We start from the raw sequence: 21,128 nt of genomic DNA on the forward strand, positions 1-21,128 counted from the left end.
TATGACTAGTAATGCACCGGGAGCGTTGCTCCGAAAGTCACTTTCGCCTCAACAAGCCCCCTTTACGGTGGGGGTCGTGATCATCGCGCTATTTGCGGGCGCCGTGCTGTTTGGACTCAACGCAACTCATGGGATGCCTGTCGTTGAACGAAAGATCGTGAAGGTCGCCTTCGATGACCTCAGCGGTCTCAACACCGGTGACGATGTGCGTATCGCGAGCAGCCGCGTTGGCTTCGTCCAAGATCTTCGTCTTGAGAACGGCAAGGCCGTTGCGGTGCTCAAGATTGATGATCCTAAAACGAAGCTTTATGCCAATTCGAAGGCTGCTTCGGTGTCGGGCCGGTCAGCACTTGGCCAGAAGTTCATCAATATCGATCCTGGTTCGCCTGAAACAGGGGATCTCCGGGACGGAACCACAATTCGGGCTGAGAGTACCGAGTCAGCTCAGGACGTCAACCAACTGTTCAACATCTTCGATTCTGCAACGCGCGACGCTACGTCAAGCACGTTGAAGGAGCTCGGCGGCGGATCGGCTCTGCACTCAAAGGACCTTAACGACGCTATCGGATCGGCGCCAGGGATCTTGAAGGAGGTTGCCACCATTTCGCGAACCCTTTCGGTCAACAAAGGGTCTTCGCTTGTTGGCTTGCTTCGATCGGCAGACACCCTGACGGCGCGTTTTCGGGGCCGTGAAAAAGAAGTCGCCGCGTTGACAAGACAGTTAGGGATGAGCCTTGATGCGCTGGCCGTCGATGAAGGCGTGCCCCTCGAGGAAACCGTGGCCCGGGCCCCGGAGACGTTAGACGCGGCTCGATCGGCTCTCAACACGCTCAACGGTCCCCTCGCGGACACCGAAGCTGCCATGACAAAACTTCGTCCGGGCGCCGTGGCACTCGGACGAGCTGTTCCAGACCTTCGAGCGGTCCTACGCGATGGCGTGAAACCACTGAGAAAACTGCCAGGGGTCAATAAGAAGGCCGAACCCGCCGTAGAGAAGTCGACGGTATTGGTCAAGGATGCTCGGCCGCTGGCCCATCAGTTGATCAAAACGGGAGATAGCGCAGCGCCGCCAGTGTCGGTATTCGGGCGCTACGCCGAGGATATATCGCACTACTTCACCGCGGCCTCCGGCTCGCTTGCGCACGGTGACGACGCCGGTCACTGGTGGCGGGTCATGTTGTTGGCGGGGGCGGAGTCCGTGGCCGGGGTCCCTACGCCCCTAGTTTCGCGCAACGCTTACCCCGAACCGGGTCAAGCGGCCAAAGACAAATCAGTCGCCAACGGAGGCAACCGCTGATGAGTGCAAGAAGAGGACTCCCGCGCCGCTCACGTGTCTCGGCATTGAACATTGGACTGGCGTTCACCATGATCGCCATGATGGCTGGCGTCGGGCTTTTCCAGAAGCAGCGCATTGCGACTAACGTCAGGTCGGGGGAGTTGATTAGCGTGGAATTCGCTGAATCCCCACGCCTCCGTGCATTCAACTCAGAAGCCAAAATCGCAGGCGTTGGCATCGGTGTCGTGAAATCGGTGCGCCAACAGGACTCGGGGTCGACCGAAGTTGTCCTCAAAGTCGACAAGAGCGCTCTGGAAGCGATGGGAACGGCGCCTTCGGCGAGAGTAAGGCCCACGACCTTGCTGGGTGGAAAGTACTACGTCGATATCAAGCCTGGTGGGCTTAGCGGCGCGTTCGAAGGAACAATTCCCCTCGCGCGCACTCAACTGCCAGTTGAACTCGACAGCATCGCCGCTGCGCTTCCCACCGATGCGCGCGATGGCATCCGAAGTGGGGTGAACGACCTGGACAACCTTTTCGATGCGAAGGGGTCAGCCGCTGTGCGAGATCTGGTCAAGAATGCGCCCGGCGCCCTCGACCCGATGGCTGGCGTGTTGCGGGGCGTGCGCGGCACACAACCGAAGAACGATCTGCCTGACCTCGTCAATGGACTGGAATCAACCGCAAGGGTGCTTTCGAAGAAGCAGGATCAGCTCGACGGAATTGTGGCCGACCTTGAGCGGACCTCGGCGATCCTTGCCGACCGTCGGAACGACATCACGACCGCCACAGCGGGTATGCCCGAGACACTGGACAACGTCGACGGTTTGTTGAAAAAACTTCAGGGCTCGCTTGTCAAACTCGAGAAGACTGCGGGCCCAACTCGTCCATCAGTCAAAAAGCTCGATAAGCTCCTTGAAAACGCTGATCCGGTGCTCGTCAAGGCGCGGCCTATCGTCCGGGATTTGCGTGCAGTCGTCGCCGATGCCCGTCCGATCGTCGAGGATCTTGTGCCGACCAGCCGGAACCTCACCGGCACACTCAACGATTTGCAAGGCCCGGTTCTTGATCGGGTAAACGGACCGATCATGAAGACGGTCCTTTCTCCGTGGCATGGAAGCGGGGACTATGCCGGCGGTGGTGCCAACCGCCCGTTCTACAAGGAACTCGGCTATATGGCGTCGAACCTTGCACAGGCCGCCATGGTCGATGAGAACGGAGCAATGCTCAATTACATGCTGGGCTTCGGGCCCGGGGTCCTGGCGGGTCTCCCGATAAGTCTCGAACAACTTTTCACGCAACTCACCCCCCAAGCCGGAGCCCGATGATGAACACGTCCATTAGCAAAAGTCTAGGTCGTTTTCTGGAACGCGCTCGAAGTGAACCGGGTCTGGGACGAAACCTGATTGCCATCCTTGGCCTCGTCGTACTCGGGACGTCCTTCGCGGGCTACTTCCTGGCTCACCAGCGTTTCAACCCGCCGTGGGAAGACAAATACTCGGTAAACGCAACCTTCACCGAGAGCCCGGCGGTTAGCCCGGGCAACGGACAGGAAGTCCGTATCGCGGGTGTTAGCGTCGGCGACATCAGATCCACCTCGGTGTCGAAAAGAGGTGAGGCAGTGCTGAAGATGCGTATTGGCCAGAAGTACCGTGTCTACGACAATGCCAAGGTCGTCCTTCGGCCGAAAAGCCCACTCAATGACATGTACATCGAGTTGAACCCGGGCGGTCCGCCTGGAAAGTTGCTCACCGACGGCGATACTCTGCCCTCGAGTAACTCGGTGAGTCCGATCCAAATCGACGAGGTGCTTGGACATCTCGACGAAAATGCCCAAGCGGCGGTCACTTCTTTGCTCTCCGAAGCCGACGTCGCACTGGCGAACGCGCCGACCGACCTGCCGAAGGGTCTCCGGAGCACCGACAAGGTCCTGGCTGATCTTAAGCCGGTCATGGAGCAATTGGACCGGCGGCGAACAAAACTCGCCCAACTGGTAACCGCATTGTCAGATATCTCGAAATCGGCTGGCGGCAACGACGAGCGGCTCGCCCGGCTGGCCACATCCCTTCAGCGGACGTTGGGGGCGGTTGCAGATCACGGCACATCGCTCGACGATTCTCTTGCCCAACTTCCAGAGTTTTCTGCGAAGCTTCGCAGCGCCTCGGTAAGTGTTTCCGCGCTTGTCGGACAGCTCGATCCGACGCTGGATAATTTGCTTGAGGCGAGTGATGATCTGCCTGATGCGCTTTCACGACTCGATGATTCGGTGGACGATCTGGATTCCTTTCTCAAAGAGGCGCGCCCGGTCGTGAAGAAGTCTCGACCAGTGGTCGCTGATCTGCGGCCGGCGGTCGCGGACCTGAACCGTCTGGCCGGAGACTTGCGTCCGATCAGCAAGCGGTTGGAACCAATTACCGCGGGGCTCCTGCCTTATCTCCCCGATCTGTCGGCGTTCGTCTACAACACGAACTCGATGGCTAGTCTCCGCGATGTCAATCGGGGAATCCTTCGAGGTTTTGTTGCCATTTCGCCCGAAACGATTCCGGTGTCGTTGTTGAACGACACCGCCGCACCGAGCTCCCGATAGGCGGCCCGTATGAGAATTTCACACACGCTGATACCCACCATCCGAATGGCGGTTGTTTCCGCGTTCTTTGCCTTGTGCGCCAGTATCCTTGCCTTTCTCTGGCTGCACGCGGGAGGACAGATACCGTTGGTCTCGGAGGTCGGCTATCGCGTCAGCGTAAGGGTGCCTGACGTCGATAACCTCGTATTCCAATCCGATGTCCGCATGGCCGGAGTGAATGTCGGCAAGGTCAAAGAGATCAAGATCGAGGGCCGCAAAGCCAAGGTCACTCTGGAACTCGACGCTGATGTGGCGCCGCTGCACAGCGGCGCCGCAATCACAGTACGAAACAAGACCTTGATCGAAGAGACCTATCTCGATGTTGCGGACGGCAAGGGTGAAAAAATTGCCGCAGGCAGCAAACTTCCCGACGGCTCGGCTAAGGTCAGCGTGCAGCTGAACGATGTTATGACCAGCCTCGACCAACCCACCAGAGACAAACTTTCCGGACTGCTGAAAGCCACGGGGAAGTCGACTAAGGGCAGCAAAGAGGACGTCGACGATCTGCTGCAGGGGTTGGGAGATCTGGGTAGAGAGGGCGGTGGCGCGCTCGAAGCGCTTGCGGCGCAGTCCAAGGATCTCGCCGAGCTCATCAAATCCTCCACAGTGGTCCTGAATTCGCTTGACACCCGGCAGGGCCGGATCGTTCAACTTGCTCGGGATTCGGACAACCTCACCGAAACGATCGCGGGCAACAAGACCGATATCGAGTCATTAATGCGGAAACTCCCGACCTTCATGGAGACCACGCGTGAAGCGAGCACCGAATTGACTCGCCTCGCTGATCCACTCGGCATCGTTGCTCGTAATCTCAAAGCAGGTTCCACTGATCTGAGCGCTGCATTGGAAGAGCTCCCGGTAATGACCCGTGACCTTCGGGGCCTGTTACCTTCGCTCGATCGAACCCTCACACGTGCCCCCGCGACGCTCACCCGCGTGTCAAAATTCACCAGCGCAGCTCGGCCCGTGATCAGTTCCCTCGAAACCGATATGGCCGACATCAATCCGATGCTCGCCTACCTCAAACCCTATGGGCGGGACATTGCGTCCCAATTCACCAACTTCGCCCAGGCCGCCAGCGGCTCGGACGCCAATGGCAACATCGGAAGGTTGATGCTGTTGTTCAGCGCCAACTCGGTCAATTCACCTCTGAAGCTGAGCCCGCTCGTGATGTACAACCCCTATCCGACCGCCGGCAGCCACGATGCGCCCAAGGACTTCAGCGGCGAGTATCCGCGAGTCCGGGAAGATGACATTCCGTGATAGCGGGGGAGCCCGCACTCACCAACGCCCAACGTCCGCTTCGCGGACTCCGGGGCGTTGGCCTTGCGGTGGGTATCGCTGTTGTTCTGGTCTTCGTCCTTGGCGGTGTCGCTAAGCTCCAGATCGCAACGGGCGTGAAATCGTTCGTCCCGGCAGGCGACCATACGGCGAAGGCGACAGCGAAGGTAGCTTCGGCATTTGGCGGCGATCCGATGGTGGTCCTGCTCGAGTCGAAGGAACCGCACGAGTTGCTGTCCAAGGAGAACCTTCCGACGTTGCTGCGGCTGGAAGGCAAACTTTCGCAGCTGAAAAATGTGGCGGCCCTTTACGGCCCGGCAACTGTTCTCAATCAGATTGCTGGCCAGGCGCAGAATTTGCTAGCCGAGCTGGTGGGATATCGCGACGGACTACGTGCCCAGGCCGTCGCCAAGGCGCGCCGTGACGGGAAGTCAAAAACGCAAGGAAACGCAACGGGACAACGAGCGACCAGCGACTTTGATGAGCGGTACTCCTCGCTGCTGGCGCACGGTTTGCCGGGCGGACTGCCCACCTTGCACAACCAGAAGTTCGTCAGGAACGTCGTATTCAACGCAGCGGGCGAGCCGAGACCGCAATGGGATTTTGTCGTGCCGGCCGAAGACGCTGTTGCGATTCTTGTTCGGCCCAATCAGGACCTAGATCAAGACGCGGTCGAACAACTTGTACGCAGCGTCAACGGCATTGTCGCGAAATCCGAAGTGAAAGCTGATCGAGTTACGGTCTCGGGTGTTCCTGCAATCGTCTCGGCGCTGGGTGGCCAAGTGCGGCAGGAGGTGCCGATTCTTGGTGGTCTGGCGCTGCTGGGCGTCGGAGCTTGGTTCGTCTTCATGCGGTGGACTCGACGGCGGTTCCGTCTGTTGCCGCTCGCCGCCACCCTTACTGGCACTGCCTCGACCCTGGCGCTCGCTGGCTGGCTGTCAATTCCAGTCTCGCTTGGCGTGGTGGCGTTTCTTCCGGTACTGCTTGGCGTGGGCAGCGATTTCATGACATATCTTCATCGCCGCGTCGGACAACGGACTGTCATCGCCGCAGCCTTGGCCACAGCGGCGAGTTTTGGCGCCCTAACCATTACCCCGATCGTGGCAGCGCGTGAGCTTGGTATGGCGTTGGGGGTAGGAGTGGTCATAACCCTTCTTGTCAGCCTAGGCGCCCAGCGTTGGCTTCTCGGCGATACCGGAGTTGTGGATGAACAGCCTCCGATTGAAGCGGACCGCCTGTATTTGCAGACCCGGGCAGCCGGAGTGTCGCTGCGAACCCGCGTGGCCGCCGGTGTGACAGCTTGCCTCATCGCGGCCGCAGGCTGGGCGTCGTTGCCGAGTCTTCCGCTTGCCGCAGATTTTCAGGCCCTTGCCTCGAACCTGCCGGCCTTCGATAGCGCCCGACACATCGAAAATGTGATGGGTTCCTCTGGCGAGATTGCCATTGCGTTGACCGGAAAAGACACCGTAACCAAGGAATCCCTCGACTGGATGAACCGGGCTCAAGACGTGGTCATCGCGGCTCACGGCGACGAAATGCGCCCGGTTATCTCGCCGCCCTCGCTTTTCGAATTCCTCGGTCGGACTCCCACAGCAGATCAGTTGGAGGCGGCGCTTCGACTATTGCCAAAATATTTGGCGACCAGTGTGATGCGAAGCGATCAGTCGATGTCGATCCTTTCCTTCGGCGTGAAGCTGGACGATGCCGAGCGATTGCAAGCCCTGCGCGATGATGTCCTCCGCATTCTTCCCCCGGCACCACCGGGAATCGAGGTCGAGATCACCGGGCTGCCTATGGTGGCGGTGTCGGGCTATGAAGCCCTTTCGGCTAATCGCTATTTAGGTGCGGCGCTGGGCATCGTGGTTGCCGGACTCGTTCTGTTTCTGATGCTACGACGGCGTACCGATGCCCTTCTCGCCGTTGCGGCCGCGATTCTGACGACCGGTTTTGTCCTATTGGGCATGCGGATGGGCGGGATCGGGCTGAACCCGCTCACGGCGGCTATCGGTTCGCTTGCTGCGGCAGTGGCGTGTGAGTTCACGATTGTCCTCGCCGAGGCAGTACGACGGCGTGATGTCGGGATTCAGCGGGCTGTCCTGTTAGCTGCCGCAGCGTCAGCGATTGGCTACGGAGTCCTCGGCTTGTCCCACCTCACGATCATCCGGGAGTTCGGGCTGCTGCTAGCAATCACCGTCGGCTTCGCTGCAGCCGCCGCTCATTTTGTCGTCTGGCTCGCAGCGGTCGACGATGGGGCACACACACCAACACCCGAAGCGGGCGAAGTAGTAACCCCAAAACAACTCGTGGGAGCGAATAGATGAAAGACGTATCGCCGGACCAGCCGGCTGAAGCTGAACCCACGCGACCCGCAACGAAAAGTGGCGGCGCCCGATTGGTCGAGGTGAGAATCGATGCGGAGCGTGCTCGCTTTTCGTTGCCAGCCTCTCGACGAGGAAAACGAACTCTTGCCCTTGTTGTCGCCTTCGCCGTCGTGGCCGGGATCATCGCGACGCAGGTAGGTCCGTGGACTTCTAAGGTCCCTGAAGGGGCCGCCTTCGTTATTGGTGACCAGGTCGTGACCAAGACCGACCTTGACAAACGCATGGACACGCTGCGGGCACTGTACGGAGTTGTTGCACCCAAAGAAGCCAAAGCGTTGGCCGAGTTCCGCCGGAATTCGGCGAAGTCTTTTGTGGTCAGCCTGATCCTCGATGAACAACAGAAGAAACAGAAAATCACGATTTCCGACAAACAGGCCGGTGATGTGCTGGACCGATTTATTCTGCAGCAGTTCGGTGACGGCGGGCGGCAAGAGTTCGTGCGGTCGCTGGGCAACGTGGGTACTTCGGAGAAAGAAGTGCTCGATGAGATCCGACGGCAAGTGTCCTTAGAGCTCCTGATGGGCGAGATTGTCGGAACGGTCGACGTCACTGACAAAGAACTGGCCTCGGCCTTCGCTGCTCGCAAGAAGCAGTTGGCGACGCCGGAGTTGCGCAGCGTTCAGAACATCGTGGTGGCTGATGAAGCGGGCGCACAGGCGGTTTACAAACGGGTGAAGAAGGGTGAGGCATTGGCAACGGTCGCAGCCGATGTCAGCATCGACGAGAGCACCAGAGACGAAGGTGGGGATCTAGGACGGGTCTCTTTCGATCAACTGGAAAAACCGGTCGCAACGGCAATTTTCACTGTGGCAAAGGGCCAGCTCTACGGGCCAGTCAAGGGCGAGCACGGTTGGAACGTCGGCTATGTCAAGGATGTCCATCCGGCAGTTGCGGCCGACTTCCAGAAGATCGGTGAGGAATTTCGTCAGCGGCTGAAGGTTGAGAAATCACGCGATAAGTGGCGCGCCTGGTTGTCGAAGCAGATTCGCGCTGCCGATGTCGAATATGCCGACGAGTATCGCCCGGTTGATCCGGATGCCGCGCCTCCGAATGGCCCGCAAGACTGGTCGCCCGGAGGGCAACCGGCGTCACCATCTTCCGGCGAAGGGAAGTAAGGGAATGTTTGAGGCACTATTTTTTCTGGTATTTGCTGCCATGCTGGCCCCGCTGGGCAGATGGGGTCGGCGTCACGTGCAGGATTTGGTGCCAGGCCACTATCCAGACGAGGACCGCGAACATCGCGCGAGCGTCCTTCGTAGGGGTGCGCTCACGGCCGAGGTTGTCGCGGTGGTGTTCGCCCTGGTCGGGGTGCTGTTGTTGTTTGTGTGAAGGAAAGGCCTTGATTTGGGTCGGGGTGGACGTCAGCGCGGACACCGACACAGTTTTGCGGCTGCACAAAGCACTCAATCTCCGACAATTTTGGTCGATGGCTAGTTCTCGATGTAACGTGACAGCACCGGAAGGCATCTGGTGGAACGTCGGTTAGAGTGCGTCCGATTCGGCTCTCGACGGTTTTAAACCTAAAGGAGTCCTCTTGGAAACGCTGAATGGCGAGGTCGCTGAGCTTGTGTCCACGGTCGCGAGCCGGCTACAGCGCCGTTGCAGTGCGGTGATCGACTCGACGAGCGCGCTCCTGCTCCGCGATGTTGACGGGCTCGCTGGGGACCCGGAACTCGTAAAGTTGCTTCACGACGCTGTCGACGGCAACGTCACGACTCTTCTCCACACACTCAGTAACAACATTTCTCTTAAGAACCTGCAGCCGACTACGGCAGCGGTGGAATATGCTCGGCGGCTCGCCCAGCATGGCGTGCCCGATAGCGCGATGCGTCGGGCCTATCATGTTGGGCAGACTAGCGTCCTCAATGAGTGCTATATGGAGATCCTGCAGCTCGACTGCACAGCCGAACTGCGGGTCAAGGTCCTTCACCACGTGAACCAGACCTTGGGCAGTTACATCGATTGGATTACCCAGTACGTCCTGGAGGCCTACGACGATGAACTTCACCGCTGGATAGCCACCCGCGGGAACATGCACACGCCGCTCATCAGCAGAGTCCTGAATCAGGAGTCGGTCGATCCTGAGATGTTCGCCGGCGAGACGGGCTATTCTCTCGAACAGTTCCACGTCGGCGGGGTGCTCTGGCTCCCTGGCGACAATTCCTCCTCCGACACGATGGTGGTTTTGGAGCGCTTCGTGCGTAATCTCAATTCGCGACTCAACCTGCCCTCGGCGCCGATCTTCACCGCAGTCGACCACAATTTGGCATGGCTCTGGTTCGGTCGAGGTGCGGACAAGTCGCCGGTCGACATCGACCTGGCGCGGAGTACTGCCAAAAACGCCAAGGTATGTCTGTCGCTCGGACTTCCGGTGAAGGGCGTGGCGGGATTTCGGCGCACTCATCAGCAGGCCAGCGACGCCCGTGTCGTGGCTCTCGCAACTGCTAGCGCGATTTTAGCGCGGGGCGCTGCTACGCGCTCTTGCTCAGTAACTGTTTCCTTCGGCGACGAACATATGGCAATCGTTTCAATGCTTGCCCGTGATATCGAGTCGACCAGTATCTGGGTCAAGGAGGTACTCGGACCCCTCGCCACAGACGACGCTGACAATCAGCGGTTGCGAGAGACGCTGCTTACCTATTTTTCGGTGGGGGACAGCTACACAGCCTCGGCTGCTCTGCTCAACCTTCACCGAAACTCGGTGAAGTACCGCGTCGAGAAGGCCACAGCCATTCGCGGCCGGTCTTTGAAGAACGATCGGCTCAGTGTCGAACTGGCCTTGCGGGTGTGCCATTTCCTTGGCCCAGCCGTGCTTGCCGACGTCGGTTAAGGGTTTGATGCGCCTGTAAGCATCGGGCGCTGCTTATTGGACGTTCGTCTCACCATCGGTGAGAACGGGTGGCGAGGTCGAGGTGTCGAATATGACAGCAACAGCGACGTGGGACTGCTGCATGATTTAGCGACAGTTTGACGTGCCGATTACCGGCTAGACCGTACTTTCTGGGTGTATGCGATTTCTACAGTCAAACGGACGAAAGATTGGGCCGGTGGCAGAGGCGCCTTGGGAGGGGTCGCTGCGTCTCCGGTATTTTTCAAGTCAAGTGAGACAGTTTCTTTTTAGACTGTTTGTGTCGCTGGGATCGCCGCCAGATTCGCCTCCGTCTGTGGTTCGTTGATCCAGACTTCGGTCCGGATCTGGGGCGGGACCGGCTGGCGGGCGAAGCGTTCGGGATGGTTCTGCCAGGCCCGGTTCAGGGTTTGTTGTCGGGCGTCGTCGATGGCTCCGTAGGTGCCGTAATGGACCGATGCTGGCGTGTGCCAACCGATGCCCGAATGATGATGAACGTGATTATATTCGGCGAAGAACCCGTCGCAGAAGACCCGCGCTTCGGCCAGTGAATCGAAGTGGTGCGGGAAGTCGTGCACATACTTCAACGTCTTGAACTGTGCTTCGGAGAACGGGTTGTCGTTGGAGACTCGGGGCCTTGAGTGTGACCTGGTGATGCCCAGATCGGCCAGCAGCGCGGAGACCGGTTTGGACGTCATCGACGTTCCCCTGTCGGCATGAACAGTGTGTGGTGCGGTGCCGTTACGACAGATGGCACCGTCGATGAAGTCCGCTGCCACGACCGAGTCCTCTGCAGCGCAAACCAGATAGCCCGGTGAGTAACGCGAATAGATGTCGATCAACGCATAAAGATGGAACCAGATCCCCTTGGCCGGGCCACGGAGTTTCGTTATATCCCACGACCAGACTTGTGACGGCCCGGTGGCTAGGAGTTCGGGTTTGACCTTCGCCGGATGCGTGGCCAGGCGTCTGCGTTCGCGGGTTTGCCCGGCCGTCCTAGCGATCCGATACATGCTCGACATCGAGCAGTGATACCGGTCCTCGTCGAGTTCACGAGCCCAAATCTGACAGATCGACAAATCGGCATACTGGACTGAATTGATCACCTCCAGCACGTTGACTCGCTCAGTGTGGGACAGGGTCGACGGCGGTTTGGTCCGATCAGCCTGCGCCATCGAATCGACCTTGCCCGCCGGCGGTTTGACGCGCCGGTAGTGCGTCGCCCGTGACCGGCCGGTCAACGCGCACGCTGCCACCACAGTCAGGCTCAAGGCGATCAACGCAGTGAACGCATCGCCCAGAATCGAGTCGGCACTCACGACCGGTCCCTCGTCGCTGTCGGCTGGCTCTCGTCGTTGCTCGCCGAGAGCAACTCCAAGAGCCTGTGCGCTTTTCCCATCACATCTAAAGCTGCCTGCGTGGTCTCCAACTGGCGGGCCAATCGTTTGTTCTCGGCCTCCAACTTCACCGCCCGGACCGCCGCCGATGACTCTTTCGACCGCGGTTTACGATCCCGCCGATACGTGATGCCGACGGCCTTCGCATCGCGGGCTCTGGCCCACTCAGCGACCTGTGTCTGATAGATCCCTTCGCGACGCAACACCGCGGACTTCTCCCCATGCGGTGCCGCCTCGTACTCGGCCAACACGCGGGCCCGATACTCCGCCGTGAACGACCGACGAGTCGGCTTCGCAGCCGGATCAACACCATCGCCCGACAACGGCATTTGGGCCTCTGGATTCAACATAATTACGTCCGATCCCCGCCCTCTCAAAGACCACCCCACAACACGAGCGGTGTCTCACCTCAGCCTGACAGAGAGGGGCCGGCGATGGGTGTCGCGAAGCTCGGCAATGAGGGCGTCGATGTCGTGGTCGAGGACCGCAAGGCGTTGGGCATTCCAGTCGAGCGTGAACCATTCGTGCGAATGCTGGGAGGTCCAGCGTTGCCCTTCGGCGGGACGTGGACCCAGGCCACGTGCCACCTCATCTAGTTTTGCTCGGTAGTTCGTCATACCTTGGCGGCCGAGCTCCTTGACGAGGCCTGCGGACCGGATGGGCACGATGAGGGGTGTGAGTCGCGGATGCCTTGACTATCCCTTTAGATGGGAGATATATTCCAGTTATGCGTAGTAGTGGACCGGCGCTGCTTCCGGTGTTCCGGTCGCAGCATCAGGCGGAGTTGCTGATGTGGCTGATGCTGCACCCCGACCAGGAGTTTGGCGTGAGTGACCTCGCCGTGCGTTTGGGCGTGCCGCTGTCCACCCTCCATCGCGAGGTCGTCCGACTCGACGAAGCCGGCCTGATCAGCAGCCGTCCGCTTGGACGAAATCGGCTCGTGCGAGCGAACATCGACCACCCCGCGGCGCCAGCCCTGACCAAGTTGCTGGAAGTCACCTTCGGCCCCAAGGCAGTTGTCGCCGAGGAGTTTGCCATCCCTGGTGCCGAGCAGGTAGCGATCTTCGGGTCGTGGGCCGCTCGATATGCCGGCGAGGCCGGACCTCCGCCGCACGACATTGACGTGTTGGTCGTCGGCAAGGTCGACCGAGCTGACCTCTACGAAGCAGCGGACCGAGCACATGAGCGGCTCGGTATCGAGGTCAACCCGGTTGTCCGTACGTCGAAGCAGTGGGAAGACCCTTCCGATGCGCTCGTTGCACAGATCAAGGCTTCGGCATTCGTTGTCGTCCTTGACATTCGTGATCTGGCGGACGTCTGATGGCCCGGTGGAAACGTGGTGAGGCTGAGATCGAAGCGCTCATCGCATCGGGCGACCTCCAAAAGCTCACTGGTGACGCCGCCAACGGCGAGCGGCTTCTGAAAAAGGCAGCTGTCACCCTTGAGACGGCACGGTCGGCTACCGAGCGCGACCCTGATTCGTCGTTTGTTTTGGCCTATGATGCCGCCCGACAGACAGTGACCGCGCTGCTCGCCCACCAAGGACTTCGGCCTTCGACGAAGGGCGGCCACTACGCGGTCGAGATGGCTGTGCGCGCGCAGTTCGGGCCCGGCTTCCGGCAGTTCGGTGCTTTGCGGCGTCGTCGCAACGAGTTGGAATATCCGGAGCGGCCTGGCGACGACGCTACTGTCGAAGAGGCTAGTGAGTCCGTCGAACATGCACAGGCGATCGTTACCGCGGCCAATAGTCTCATCGATCAGCTCGGCCTGTTCTGACTAATCGATGTCCGAGGGCGGGTCAACCTGCCTGAGTTGGAGCGGTCACCGACGCGCACCTCGTCTGACGGCCTGCGTGATCAACGCTGAACACGTCCCGCGGATAGGTCGACGAACTGACTGGCGCCCACCGAGATTCGCCGGATCTACCTGTCCCGACCGAAGCACGGAACTATTCATCAAGACCTCGTTTCGAACGGTTACGCCTCTGGCAGATCGAGGCGGGTCCGAAATCTGGTCGTGACAGATGAAATAAATGAAGCGCTCCAAGCGGTCAATTGCCGGAACGGTAGCGGCTAGTTCTGCCACCAGAGATCGCCGATAGTTCGTGGGAGCGTGTGAACACCTACCTCCCGACGGGGGAGTGCGTCGATGGTTGTTTCGTTGCGCAAGATGTCCGCCGGCGACGGCTTCAAGTATCTGCTCAAGACCGTGGCCGCTGGTGATGGTGATCGATCCTTATCGACGCCACTGACTCGGTATTACGCGGAGACCGGCACACCGCCTGGCTGGTGGCTCGGCTCGGGCGTGAAAGATCTCGACCTCGTCGAGGGCGAGGAAGTGACCGAACGGCAGCTGGAGTTACTGATCGGCCACGGGCGGCACCCGATCACCGGACAGCAACTCGGCCGCGGCTATCCCGCATACAAAATGGGCAGTAAGCAGAAAGCAGTAGCCGGCTTCGACTTCACGTTTTCGATTCCGAAGTCGGCGAGCGTGTTGTGGGCTGTCGCCGATGCGGGGACGCAGGCGATCATCGCGGACGCGCATCATGCGGTGGTGGCCGAAATCGTCGGTTTTATGGAGCGTGAGATCGCTGCGACCCGCACCGGGGCCGGGACCGGCAAGGGCGCCGCAGCGCAGGTCGAGATCACTGGGCTGATCGCCACGGCATACGACCATTACGACTCACGTGCTTCGGACCCGCATCTGCACACCCACGTTGTCATCAGCAACAAGGTCAAGACTGTGTACGACGACAAGCGGCGGTCTCTCGATAGTCGGCCGTTGCATTCCTGGACGGTCGCCTTGTCGGAACTTCATCAGGCTGTTTTTGCTGATCACCTCACCCGGGCGCTTGGCGTCAGGTGGGAGCCGCGTGAGCGCGGACGCGACCGCAACCCCGACTGGGCAATTGCAGGTGTCCCACAGCACCTGGTAAAACTGTTCTCCAGCCGTGCAGCCGACATTGATGTCGAAGCAGACAAGCTGATCGACGGGTATGTCGCGAAGTACGGCCACCGTCCTGGCCGCGGCACACTCAACAAGATCCGTAATCGCGCCAGCCTCGCCACCCGTCCGGCCAAGGAAGTCCGCTCCCTGGCGGACCTCACCGAGGATTGGCGTGTTCGAGCCACCGAAGTGCTTGACCGTGACGCGACGATGTGGGCGAGCGAGATGGTGAGGAACCCGTCGACGCGCGCGCTGCGTGCCGACGATGTACCGCTCGATGTTGTCGGCGACGTCGCCCAGACAGTGCTGGTCGTGGTGGGGGAGAAGCGGTCGACGTGGCGCCGGGCCAATCTCTACGCTGAGGCGGCCCGGCAGACGATGGGTTGGCGCTTCGCGACGGCAATCGACCGCGAAGCGATCACCGGAATGGTTGTCGACGCCGCCGAGCAGTCATCACTTCGCCTCACCCCTCCCGACCTCGCGACCGTTCCGGCGATCTTCACCCGTCAGGACGGCACCAGCAGGTTCCGTCCCAGACATTCTGTCTTCTACTCCTCTGAACAACTTCTCGCCGCCGAGGACCGTCTCCTTGAACGCGCCGAGATCCACGCAGGCCCGATAGTCGACATCGAGCTCGTTGATGAGATTTCGGCCCGCCCGGTCAAGGGCCAACAGCTCAGTCCAGAGCAAGTACGTGCGTTGGCAACCATCGCCACCGATGGCCGTCAACTTGACCTGCTTGTCGGTCCAGCCGGAGCCGGCAAGACCACCTCGATGCGCGCTCTCCACGAGGTCTGGACCAAGAAGCACGGAAAGCACAGCGTCGTCGGCCTGGCCCCAAGCTCCGCAGCCGCCCAAGTGCTTGCCGAAGATTTGGGTATCGATTGTGAGAACACCGCCAAATGGCTCTACGACTACGACCACGGCCACGCGAACTTCAACAAAAATCAGCTCATCATCGTCGACGAAGCCACCCTCGCCGGCACCCTCACGTTGGACCGAATCACCGCCCGCGCCGCCGAGGCCGGAGCGAAGGTGCTGCTGGTCGGGGACTGGGCGCAACTCCAATCCGTCGACGCCGGAGGAGCCTTCGCCATGCTGGTGGACGCCCGCGACGACGTCCCCGAACTAGTCGACATCCACCGTTTCACTCACGAGTGGGAGAAAGCGACCTCTCTGGATCTGCGACACGGCCGCCGCGGGGTAGTCGATGCGTATGTTGCTCACGACCGGGTGCGCGAAGGAACCAGCGACGAGGTCCACGAGGCGGCGTACACGGCGTGGCGCGCCGATGTCGCAGCAGGCAAGTCGAGCGTGCTCGTCGCTGACTCGACCCACACCGTCAACGACCTGAACACCCGGGCCCGTGCCGACCGCGTCACCCTCGGCGAGGTCGACCAAGGCAAATCCATCGCTCTGATCGAAGGCACTCGTGCGTCAGTCGGCGACCTGGTCATCACACGCCGCAACAACCGCCGCCTGCGTACGCTGCGCAACGGCTGGGTCAGGAACGGTGACCGCTGGACCGTCACCGACGTCCGTACCGACGGGTCCCTCGTCGTGCGGCGCCAGGGCAAGAAGTATGGCGGCGCTATTGTGCTCCCTGCGGCCTACGCCGCCGAACACGTCGACCTCGGTTACGCCGTCACAGCCCATCGGGCCCAGGGCGTCACCGTCGATACCGCCCACGTCGTTGTTGGTGAGACCACCACACGCGAGAGTCTCTACGTCGCCATGACCCGCGGCCGTGAGTCTAACGTCGTCTATGTCGCAACCGATTCGGTCGATGAAAGTCATAGCGAACCGGCTGGCGACGCTACAGCAACGGATGTGCTGCACAAGATCCTAGCCAACACCGGCGCCGAACTCTCTGCACATCAGTCGATCGAGGCCGAACAGCAGGCATGGAGTTCCATCGCCCAGCTCGCAGCCGAGTACGAGACCATCGCCGCCGCGGCACAACACGATCGATGGGCCACACTGATCAGATCCTGCGGACTCACACCCGAGCAGGTCGAAGTATGCGTCGAATCAGATGCCTTTGGGCCACTCACTGCTGAGTTGCGACGAGCAGAAGCCAACGGCCACAACATCGGGGGCCTCCTTTCGGCTGCCGTCGATCGGTATGGATTTGGGGATGCCGAGGACATCGCCGCGATCATGCGACACCGAGTGAGCCTCGCGACCGCATCAACGGGGCGCGGGCTCGGCCGGCGGCGATCTAAGCTCATCGTCGGGCTCGTCCCCGAAGCGCTCGGGCCAATGACACCGGATCTGCGCGCAGCCCTGGACGAACGCCGCGACCTCATCGAGCAGCGCGCCCGGACCCTCGCCGAGACAGCGCTTCGCACCAAGGCGCCATGGACGAGGCAAATGGGGGAGACACCCACAGATCGTGTTGAGCGCAACAAATGGGTGGAGGCACTTGTCACCGTCGCCGCCTACCGCGATCGATATGACGTGACCTCGACGAAGCCGCTTGGCGGACAGCCGATGAACGACGCACAACGACTCGACCGGGCACGCGCGAAAGCTGTCACACAAGAGATCATGAGGGTCGCGGAAGCGGCTGGGCGCGGCCATGACCTCGGCGGACAGAACGCGCTTGGACTATGAGATCGGATCGACGCCAACGTGGCGAGCATCGCGTGTATCGGCCTCGACGTCGTCGACCCCGTGAAGGCCGAGCCGCACTATCCCTATATGCGCTGAGGAATACCCTTCGAAAGTACGCAGCTGAATCTCCGTATGACTCCGCCACCCCGGAATGCCCGTCCGGACAGCGCTTACAGGACGCTCTGATCTCCAGCGACGGCTGCGCTCCTTCCGGAGTTATATTTCCGGGACGCCAACGGCGCGTTATGGAAGCGCACTGCTCGAGGAGTGCTCTTCCAGATCCAGGAGTGCCGACCGATGGCCCAGTCAAGCAGCTTCCGCGACAGGTTTGACGGACGTCATGACTCGCCGTAGGCGTCGCTGCCCTGCGGCTCGATAGGGCAGGTCTTGCCAACGCCGAGGGGCCAAAGTCAGGCTCTCCGTGACGGCGAAGTCCTTGCTCGTTCTCAGCAGCTGACGTTATCGGCGCTCACGTTAGGCCCTGTTCCATAACCTCGACGTAGGCCGGATCGGCGTCGAGAGCCATCTGGTTGTGGACGCGTGAAAGCACGGTTCGAGTGATACGGAACGTTTAACTGGCGGTTTCGGGTCCATCTTGGGAGGACTTGGCAGTGGAGACCAACGCGACGGGAATGTCGGGCACAGGTTCGGTTTCTCGGAGTTTGGGAGGGTTGGGCGCCCAAGCTTTCAAATGTTCTAACGTTTCGCCGTAGAATTCATCGATCATGTCGAGCACGGAGTCGATGAACGCACCCCGACCGCGCCCACCTTTGCTGCCCATCGGAACGGACAATGCGACACGGAACGAGTTGATCTCGCGCGTTCCGTCACCGATAAGAAGTTTCGGGTTTTGGCGCACATCATCTAGGAGTTCTGCCGGGTTGGTTCCACGGGTTCGCGCGAGGGACGCTTCGATGCGCAGATCGCCACGGGCGTTCTTCAACTGGCGCAGTAGCCAATTAACGCGTGTGGTGGATCGGCCTTCCTTCGGTGCTTCTATATCGATATGGCAGATCACGCGTTTTGCGCGCAGGTCGGCGGTAATTGTGAGCGGTGAAACGGTCTTGGGGATTCGGATGGCACCGGTGATCGAGCCAGCGTTGACCAGTGAGTCGATCAGGGCATTGGCTCGAATTGTGGGCTCGGCTGCTTCCTTTCGTGTCAATAGCTGAGTCACGTCTGTTCCTAGGCGTTGGCCGAGTCGCAGACTCGCGTATCGGAGTAGCGCGTCGAACCGGCCCACGACCTCTACGACGCCGTCATCGTTCGCTCTCAGAATTCCGTTAGTGACAGCATCTCGGATCGACACCCAGTGTTGGCTCATGTCTTCAAGCTCGAGGGCACCCGAACGCTCATGTTCCAGATAGCGGATGAGTTCGCCCAATATCCAGGCTTGTTCGGGATCGGCTACACCACGATGTTCCTTTTGAACGATCGCAGTCGACAGAACGTACGACCATGACCAATGGTGCAAGGCCACCTTTTTCAGTTTGCGCTTGTCAACTTTGGTGGGGTGTTGTCCCGGCGTTGGCGGGATTTCGTTGCTAATGGTCAGGAGAACATCAAATTCTTGTTCCTTTGCCACGTCGAGATAGTTTTCAAGTTGCGTGGTCTCGAGCTTGTTTTTGCCGGTTTTGACCTCGACAAGCGCGGTCCACCGTCGGGCTCCTCGCGTCACGCGGAGTAGTCCGTCGGGGTAGATCCGGGAGCCCGATAGGTCGAACGGAACTTCGATATACGTGTCGACATTGCCAGCCCCGGCGCCGATTGGACCGAGGAGCGCTTTGCTGAAGTCGGGCACAATACTCAACACAGCCAGCAAGGCTGAGGTTGCACGGCGCTCTTGTTCCTGTGAGCCATTAATTCCCGACGTGGGAATCAGCCTCGCGTGATGCCATGATTCTTCAGCCACGTGTCCTCCGGAATTGGTTGAATCTGCACCATAGCGTTTCGACGATTCAAAATGTGTGTTTTACCGGTCAGCCCGATATTCAAACGCACATCCTTGCACGCAGCATCCACCGCCTGGAATTGTGGCATTCACATCTTCGACTGACGCTCCAAGGCATGTCGCATTGCGGCTACCTCACGGGTGAGTGTCTCCACATCGCGTCTGGTTGCTGTTTGTGAGCCTTTCTCGAGTTTCGCTACGCGCTCGAATAGCCAGGATGCGGTGACGACGCTCAGGAGAGCGACGCCGGAGATCATCAGCGCGGCAACGATAAGTGGCCAATGGTTGATCGCAGGCGCCCACGTCAGCAACCGGCGTTTCGCTGTTCGTGTCTACGACGTCGCCGCAAACCTCGCAGCCTTCGCCGTTGCGTCATATGCGGCTACTAGAGACTTTCCTCAGGATCGGTGTCGGGCCAGACTCGATCTAGGTGCCTGGCGAAACGCTCTCTTTGCGGCTGCCCACCCGTTCGTGGGTGTGGCTCTCTTTCGGTATGCGGGACGCCAGGTGCCGTGATGAGGCGTGGCTCCAGAGGGGACTACCCTGCTCGTAGTAGCATTGCCCGCAGCCCCATCAGCCAAGCTGATAGCAGTGCAGTCGGTTTGCTGTCGCGATCGTCTGGCCTGTTTGGTAACCGGTCAGTCCGCAAGTCCTAGGTACCGTGACAAGCGAGCTTGCTTCGCACTCGGCAGTCACGACGGAATGCTGTCAATCGCCGATGCGGTGGGCCTCTTTTTGTTAGGGTCGCGGTTGTGTCTACGAGCGATGAGTCCAGCCCAGGTCTGCCCAACCGTGAGCCGGAGGACCCCGACCGGTTTGAGTACAAGAACGTGCGCGCCCTCCGTGGCATGGAGGCTCGCAGCATCGCGAAGTGGGAGTCTGACGGTTGGGAGCTGGTCGCCCGGGAGGCCGTCCCGCTGATGCGCACGGACATGCGGTTCCGTCGGGTGTGGCCCAAGACGTTGAACGCGTGGGTGGCACAGAAAGTGGGTGCGTTCCAGCGTCTGCCGCGGGGTCAACAGGCCCGTATCGGTGGCATCGTGGCCGGTGTCGTCGTCGTACTGATCGTGGTTGCGGGCGTGGCCAGCAACCTTGGCGGTGGTGACGATGCGGATCCTATGGCGAAGACGCCGACGCCGGCGGCGACGTCGACGAAGCCGTCACCAATGCCCACCCCGAAAGCGACAACGCCGACCACCGCCCTCGCGACGCCAAAACAGACGCCGAAGCCCCCCAATAACCATGACGCTAAAGCCATGGAGAAGGCGTACGTGGCTCACCTCGGCGGCAAACCCATCGCAAGCCTCTGTGATGACGCGTACACGAACTGGTCTTGTTTTTACGACGGGGTGAAAGATGGACCAGGGTTCCTCCGGGTAAACCTCACCACCGACGGTGGATGGTCAGAAGCTGACCTGGACGAAATGGCCAATCAGTCTGGCCGCGCATGGTTCAACTTTATTGGCTGTGACTTCCGCGATTTGAAGACTATCGTCGTATCGATCAATGGACTCGATCACAACGTTTCTCGCTCCAGCACCCAGGCTGATTCCTTGTGCTGACTGGACGCTAACCCCGTCGGACACCTGTGCGATCCGAGGACGTTTTTGATATATTCGCTTACCTACCGATGGCCACGGAGGGTCTCATTATGTCTCGTCAGCACTACGGCCTAATGCACTTCGGCCTGGACATCCTCCTGTGTGTGATCACTGGCGGCTTCTGGCTCATCTGGATCTTTGTCCGAGAGATGCGACGTAGATAACGCTTCGATGTTTCCTTAGAGGGACCCGTCTCGACGAA

General features: G+C 60.2%; 16 protein-coding genes. 12 read left to right on the forward strand and 4 right to left on the reverse strand.

Going from position 1 to position 21,128, the window contains the following annotated elements; all coding sequences use genetic code 11:
* Position 1: 1 nt before the first annotated feature.
* Genes AC2YB9_RS05425 through AC2YB9_RS05450 form a run of 6 tightly spaced genes read left to right on the forward strand, consistent with a single transcriptional unit; the run spans position 2 to position 8,679 of the window.
* Positions 2-1,297, forward strand: a complete 1,296-nt coding sequence (locus AC2YB9_RS05425; protein ID WP_487267734.1) for an MlaD family protein — start codon at positions 2-4, stop codon at positions 1,295-1,297.
* Positions 1,297-2,604 (forward strand): MlaD family protein, encoded by a 1,308-nt coding sequence (locus tag AC2YB9_RS05430; protein WP_487267735.1) that lies wholly within the window; start codon positions 1,297-1,299, stop codon positions 2,602-2,604. Before AC2YB9_RS05425 ends, AC2YB9_RS05430 begins: the two co-directional genes overlap by 1 nt.
* Entirely contained in the window at positions 2,601-3,863 is a 1,263-nt protein-coding gene (locus AC2YB9_RS05435; RefSeq protein WP_487267736.1) for an MlaD family protein, read from the forward strand. The genes AC2YB9_RS05430 and AC2YB9_RS05435 overlap by 4 nt, the downstream gene beginning before the upstream one ends.
* Positions 3,864-3,872: 9 nt before the next feature.
* Positions 3,873-5,165 (forward strand): MlaD family protein, encoded by a 1,293-nt coding sequence (locus AC2YB9_RS05440; RefSeq protein WP_487267737.1) that lies wholly within the window; start codon positions 3,873-3,875, stop codon positions 5,163-5,165.
* Entirely contained in the window at positions 5,162-7,504 is a 2,343-nt protein-coding gene (locus AC2YB9_RS05445; RefSeq protein ID WP_487267738.1) for an RND transporter family protein, read from the forward strand. Before AC2YB9_RS05440 ends, AC2YB9_RS05445 begins: the two co-directional genes overlap by 4 nt.
* Positions 7,501-8,679 (forward strand): peptidyl-prolyl cis-trans isomerase, encoded by a 1,179-nt coding sequence (locus tag AC2YB9_RS05450; protein WP_487267739.1) that lies wholly within the window; start codon positions 7,501-7,503, stop codon positions 8,677-8,679. The genes AC2YB9_RS05445 and AC2YB9_RS05450 overlap by 4 nt, the downstream gene beginning before the upstream one ends.
* Positions 8,680-8,695: 16 nt before the next feature.
* Here the strand turns inward: AC2YB9_RS05450 and AC2YB9_RS05455 are convergent, their stop codons facing one another.
* The gene (locus AC2YB9_RS05455) at positions 8,696-8,938 is read right to left on the reverse strand and encodes a hypothetical protein (protein ID WP_487267740.1); all 243 of its coding nucleotides are present in this window, start codon (positions 8,936-8,938) and stop codon (positions 8,696-8,698) included.
* 160 nt (positions 8,939-9,098) lie between these two features.
* Here AC2YB9_RS05455 and AC2YB9_RS05460 point away from each other — a divergent pair, with 160 nt between their 5' ends.
* Positions 9,099-10,394, forward strand: a complete 1,296-nt coding sequence (locus AC2YB9_RS05460; RefSeq protein ID WP_487267741.1) for a PucR family transcriptional regulator — start codon at positions 9,099-9,101, stop codon at positions 10,392-10,394.
* Positions 10,395-10,681: 287 nt separating this feature from the next.
* Here the strand turns inward: AC2YB9_RS05460 and AC2YB9_RS05465 are convergent, their stop codons facing one another.
* Positions 10,682-11,731, reverse strand: a complete 1,050-nt coding sequence (locus tag AC2YB9_RS05465; protein ID WP_487266536.1) for a transposase — start codon at positions 11,729-11,731, stop codon at positions 10,682-10,684.
* Entirely contained in the window at positions 11,728-12,159 is a 432-nt protein-coding gene (locus tag AC2YB9_RS05470; protein WP_487266537.1) for a hypothetical protein, read from the reverse strand. The genes AC2YB9_RS05465 and AC2YB9_RS05470 overlap by 4 nt, the downstream gene beginning before the upstream one ends.
* An 84-nt stretch (positions 12,160-12,243) precedes the next feature.
* Between AC2YB9_RS05470 and AC2YB9_RS05475 the strand changes: the two genes are divergently transcribed.
* The 4 genes from AC2YB9_RS05475 (at position 12,244) to mobF (ending at position 17,374) form a co-directional block, all read left to right on the forward strand.
* On the forward strand, positions 12,244-12,405 hold the full coding sequence (locus tag AC2YB9_RS05475; RefSeq protein ID WP_487267742.1) for a hypothetical protein: 162 nt from the start codon (positions 12,244-12,246) through the stop codon (positions 12,403-12,405).
* 131 nt (positions 12,406-12,536) lie between these two features.
* Positions 12,537-13,130, forward strand: a complete 594-nt coding sequence (locus tag AC2YB9_RS05480) for an ArsR family transcriptional regulator (RefSeq protein ID WP_487267743.1) — start codon at positions 12,537-12,539, stop codon at positions 13,128-13,130.
* Positions 13,130-13,585: a HEPN domain-containing protein gene (locus AC2YB9_RS05485; protein WP_487267744.1), complete on the forward strand. Its 456-nt coding sequence runs from the start codon at positions 13,130-13,132 to the stop codon at positions 13,583-13,585. Before AC2YB9_RS05480 ends, AC2YB9_RS05485 begins: the two co-directional genes overlap by 1 nt.
* A gap of 372 nt (positions 13,586-13,957) precedes the next feature.
* The gene (gene mobF, locus AC2YB9_RS05490; RefSeq protein WP_487267745.1) at positions 13,958-17,374 is read left to right on the forward strand and encodes a MobF family relaxase; all 3,417 of its coding nucleotides are present in this window, start codon (positions 13,958-13,960) and stop codon (positions 17,372-17,374) included.
* A gap of 571 nt (positions 17,375-17,945) precedes the next feature.
* Here mobF and AC2YB9_RS05495 read toward each other — a convergent pair.
* Positions 17,946-19,286 carry a hypothetical protein gene (locus tag AC2YB9_RS05495; protein WP_487267746.1) on the reverse strand — a complete coding sequence of 447 codons (1,341 nt, stop codon included), beginning with the start codon at positions 19,284-19,286 and terminating at the stop codon, positions 17,946-17,948.
* Between the two features lie 791 nt (positions 19,287-20,077).
* Between AC2YB9_RS05495 and AC2YB9_RS05500 the strand changes: the two genes are divergently transcribed.
* Positions 20,078-20,887, forward strand: coding sequence for a hypothetical protein (locus AC2YB9_RS05500; protein ID WP_487267747.1), 810 nt, complete (start codon positions 20,078-20,080; stop codon positions 20,885-20,887).
* Positions 20,888-21,128: the final 241 nt, after the last annotated feature.

Source organism: Aeromicrobium changchenzhani (assembly GCF_057586615.1).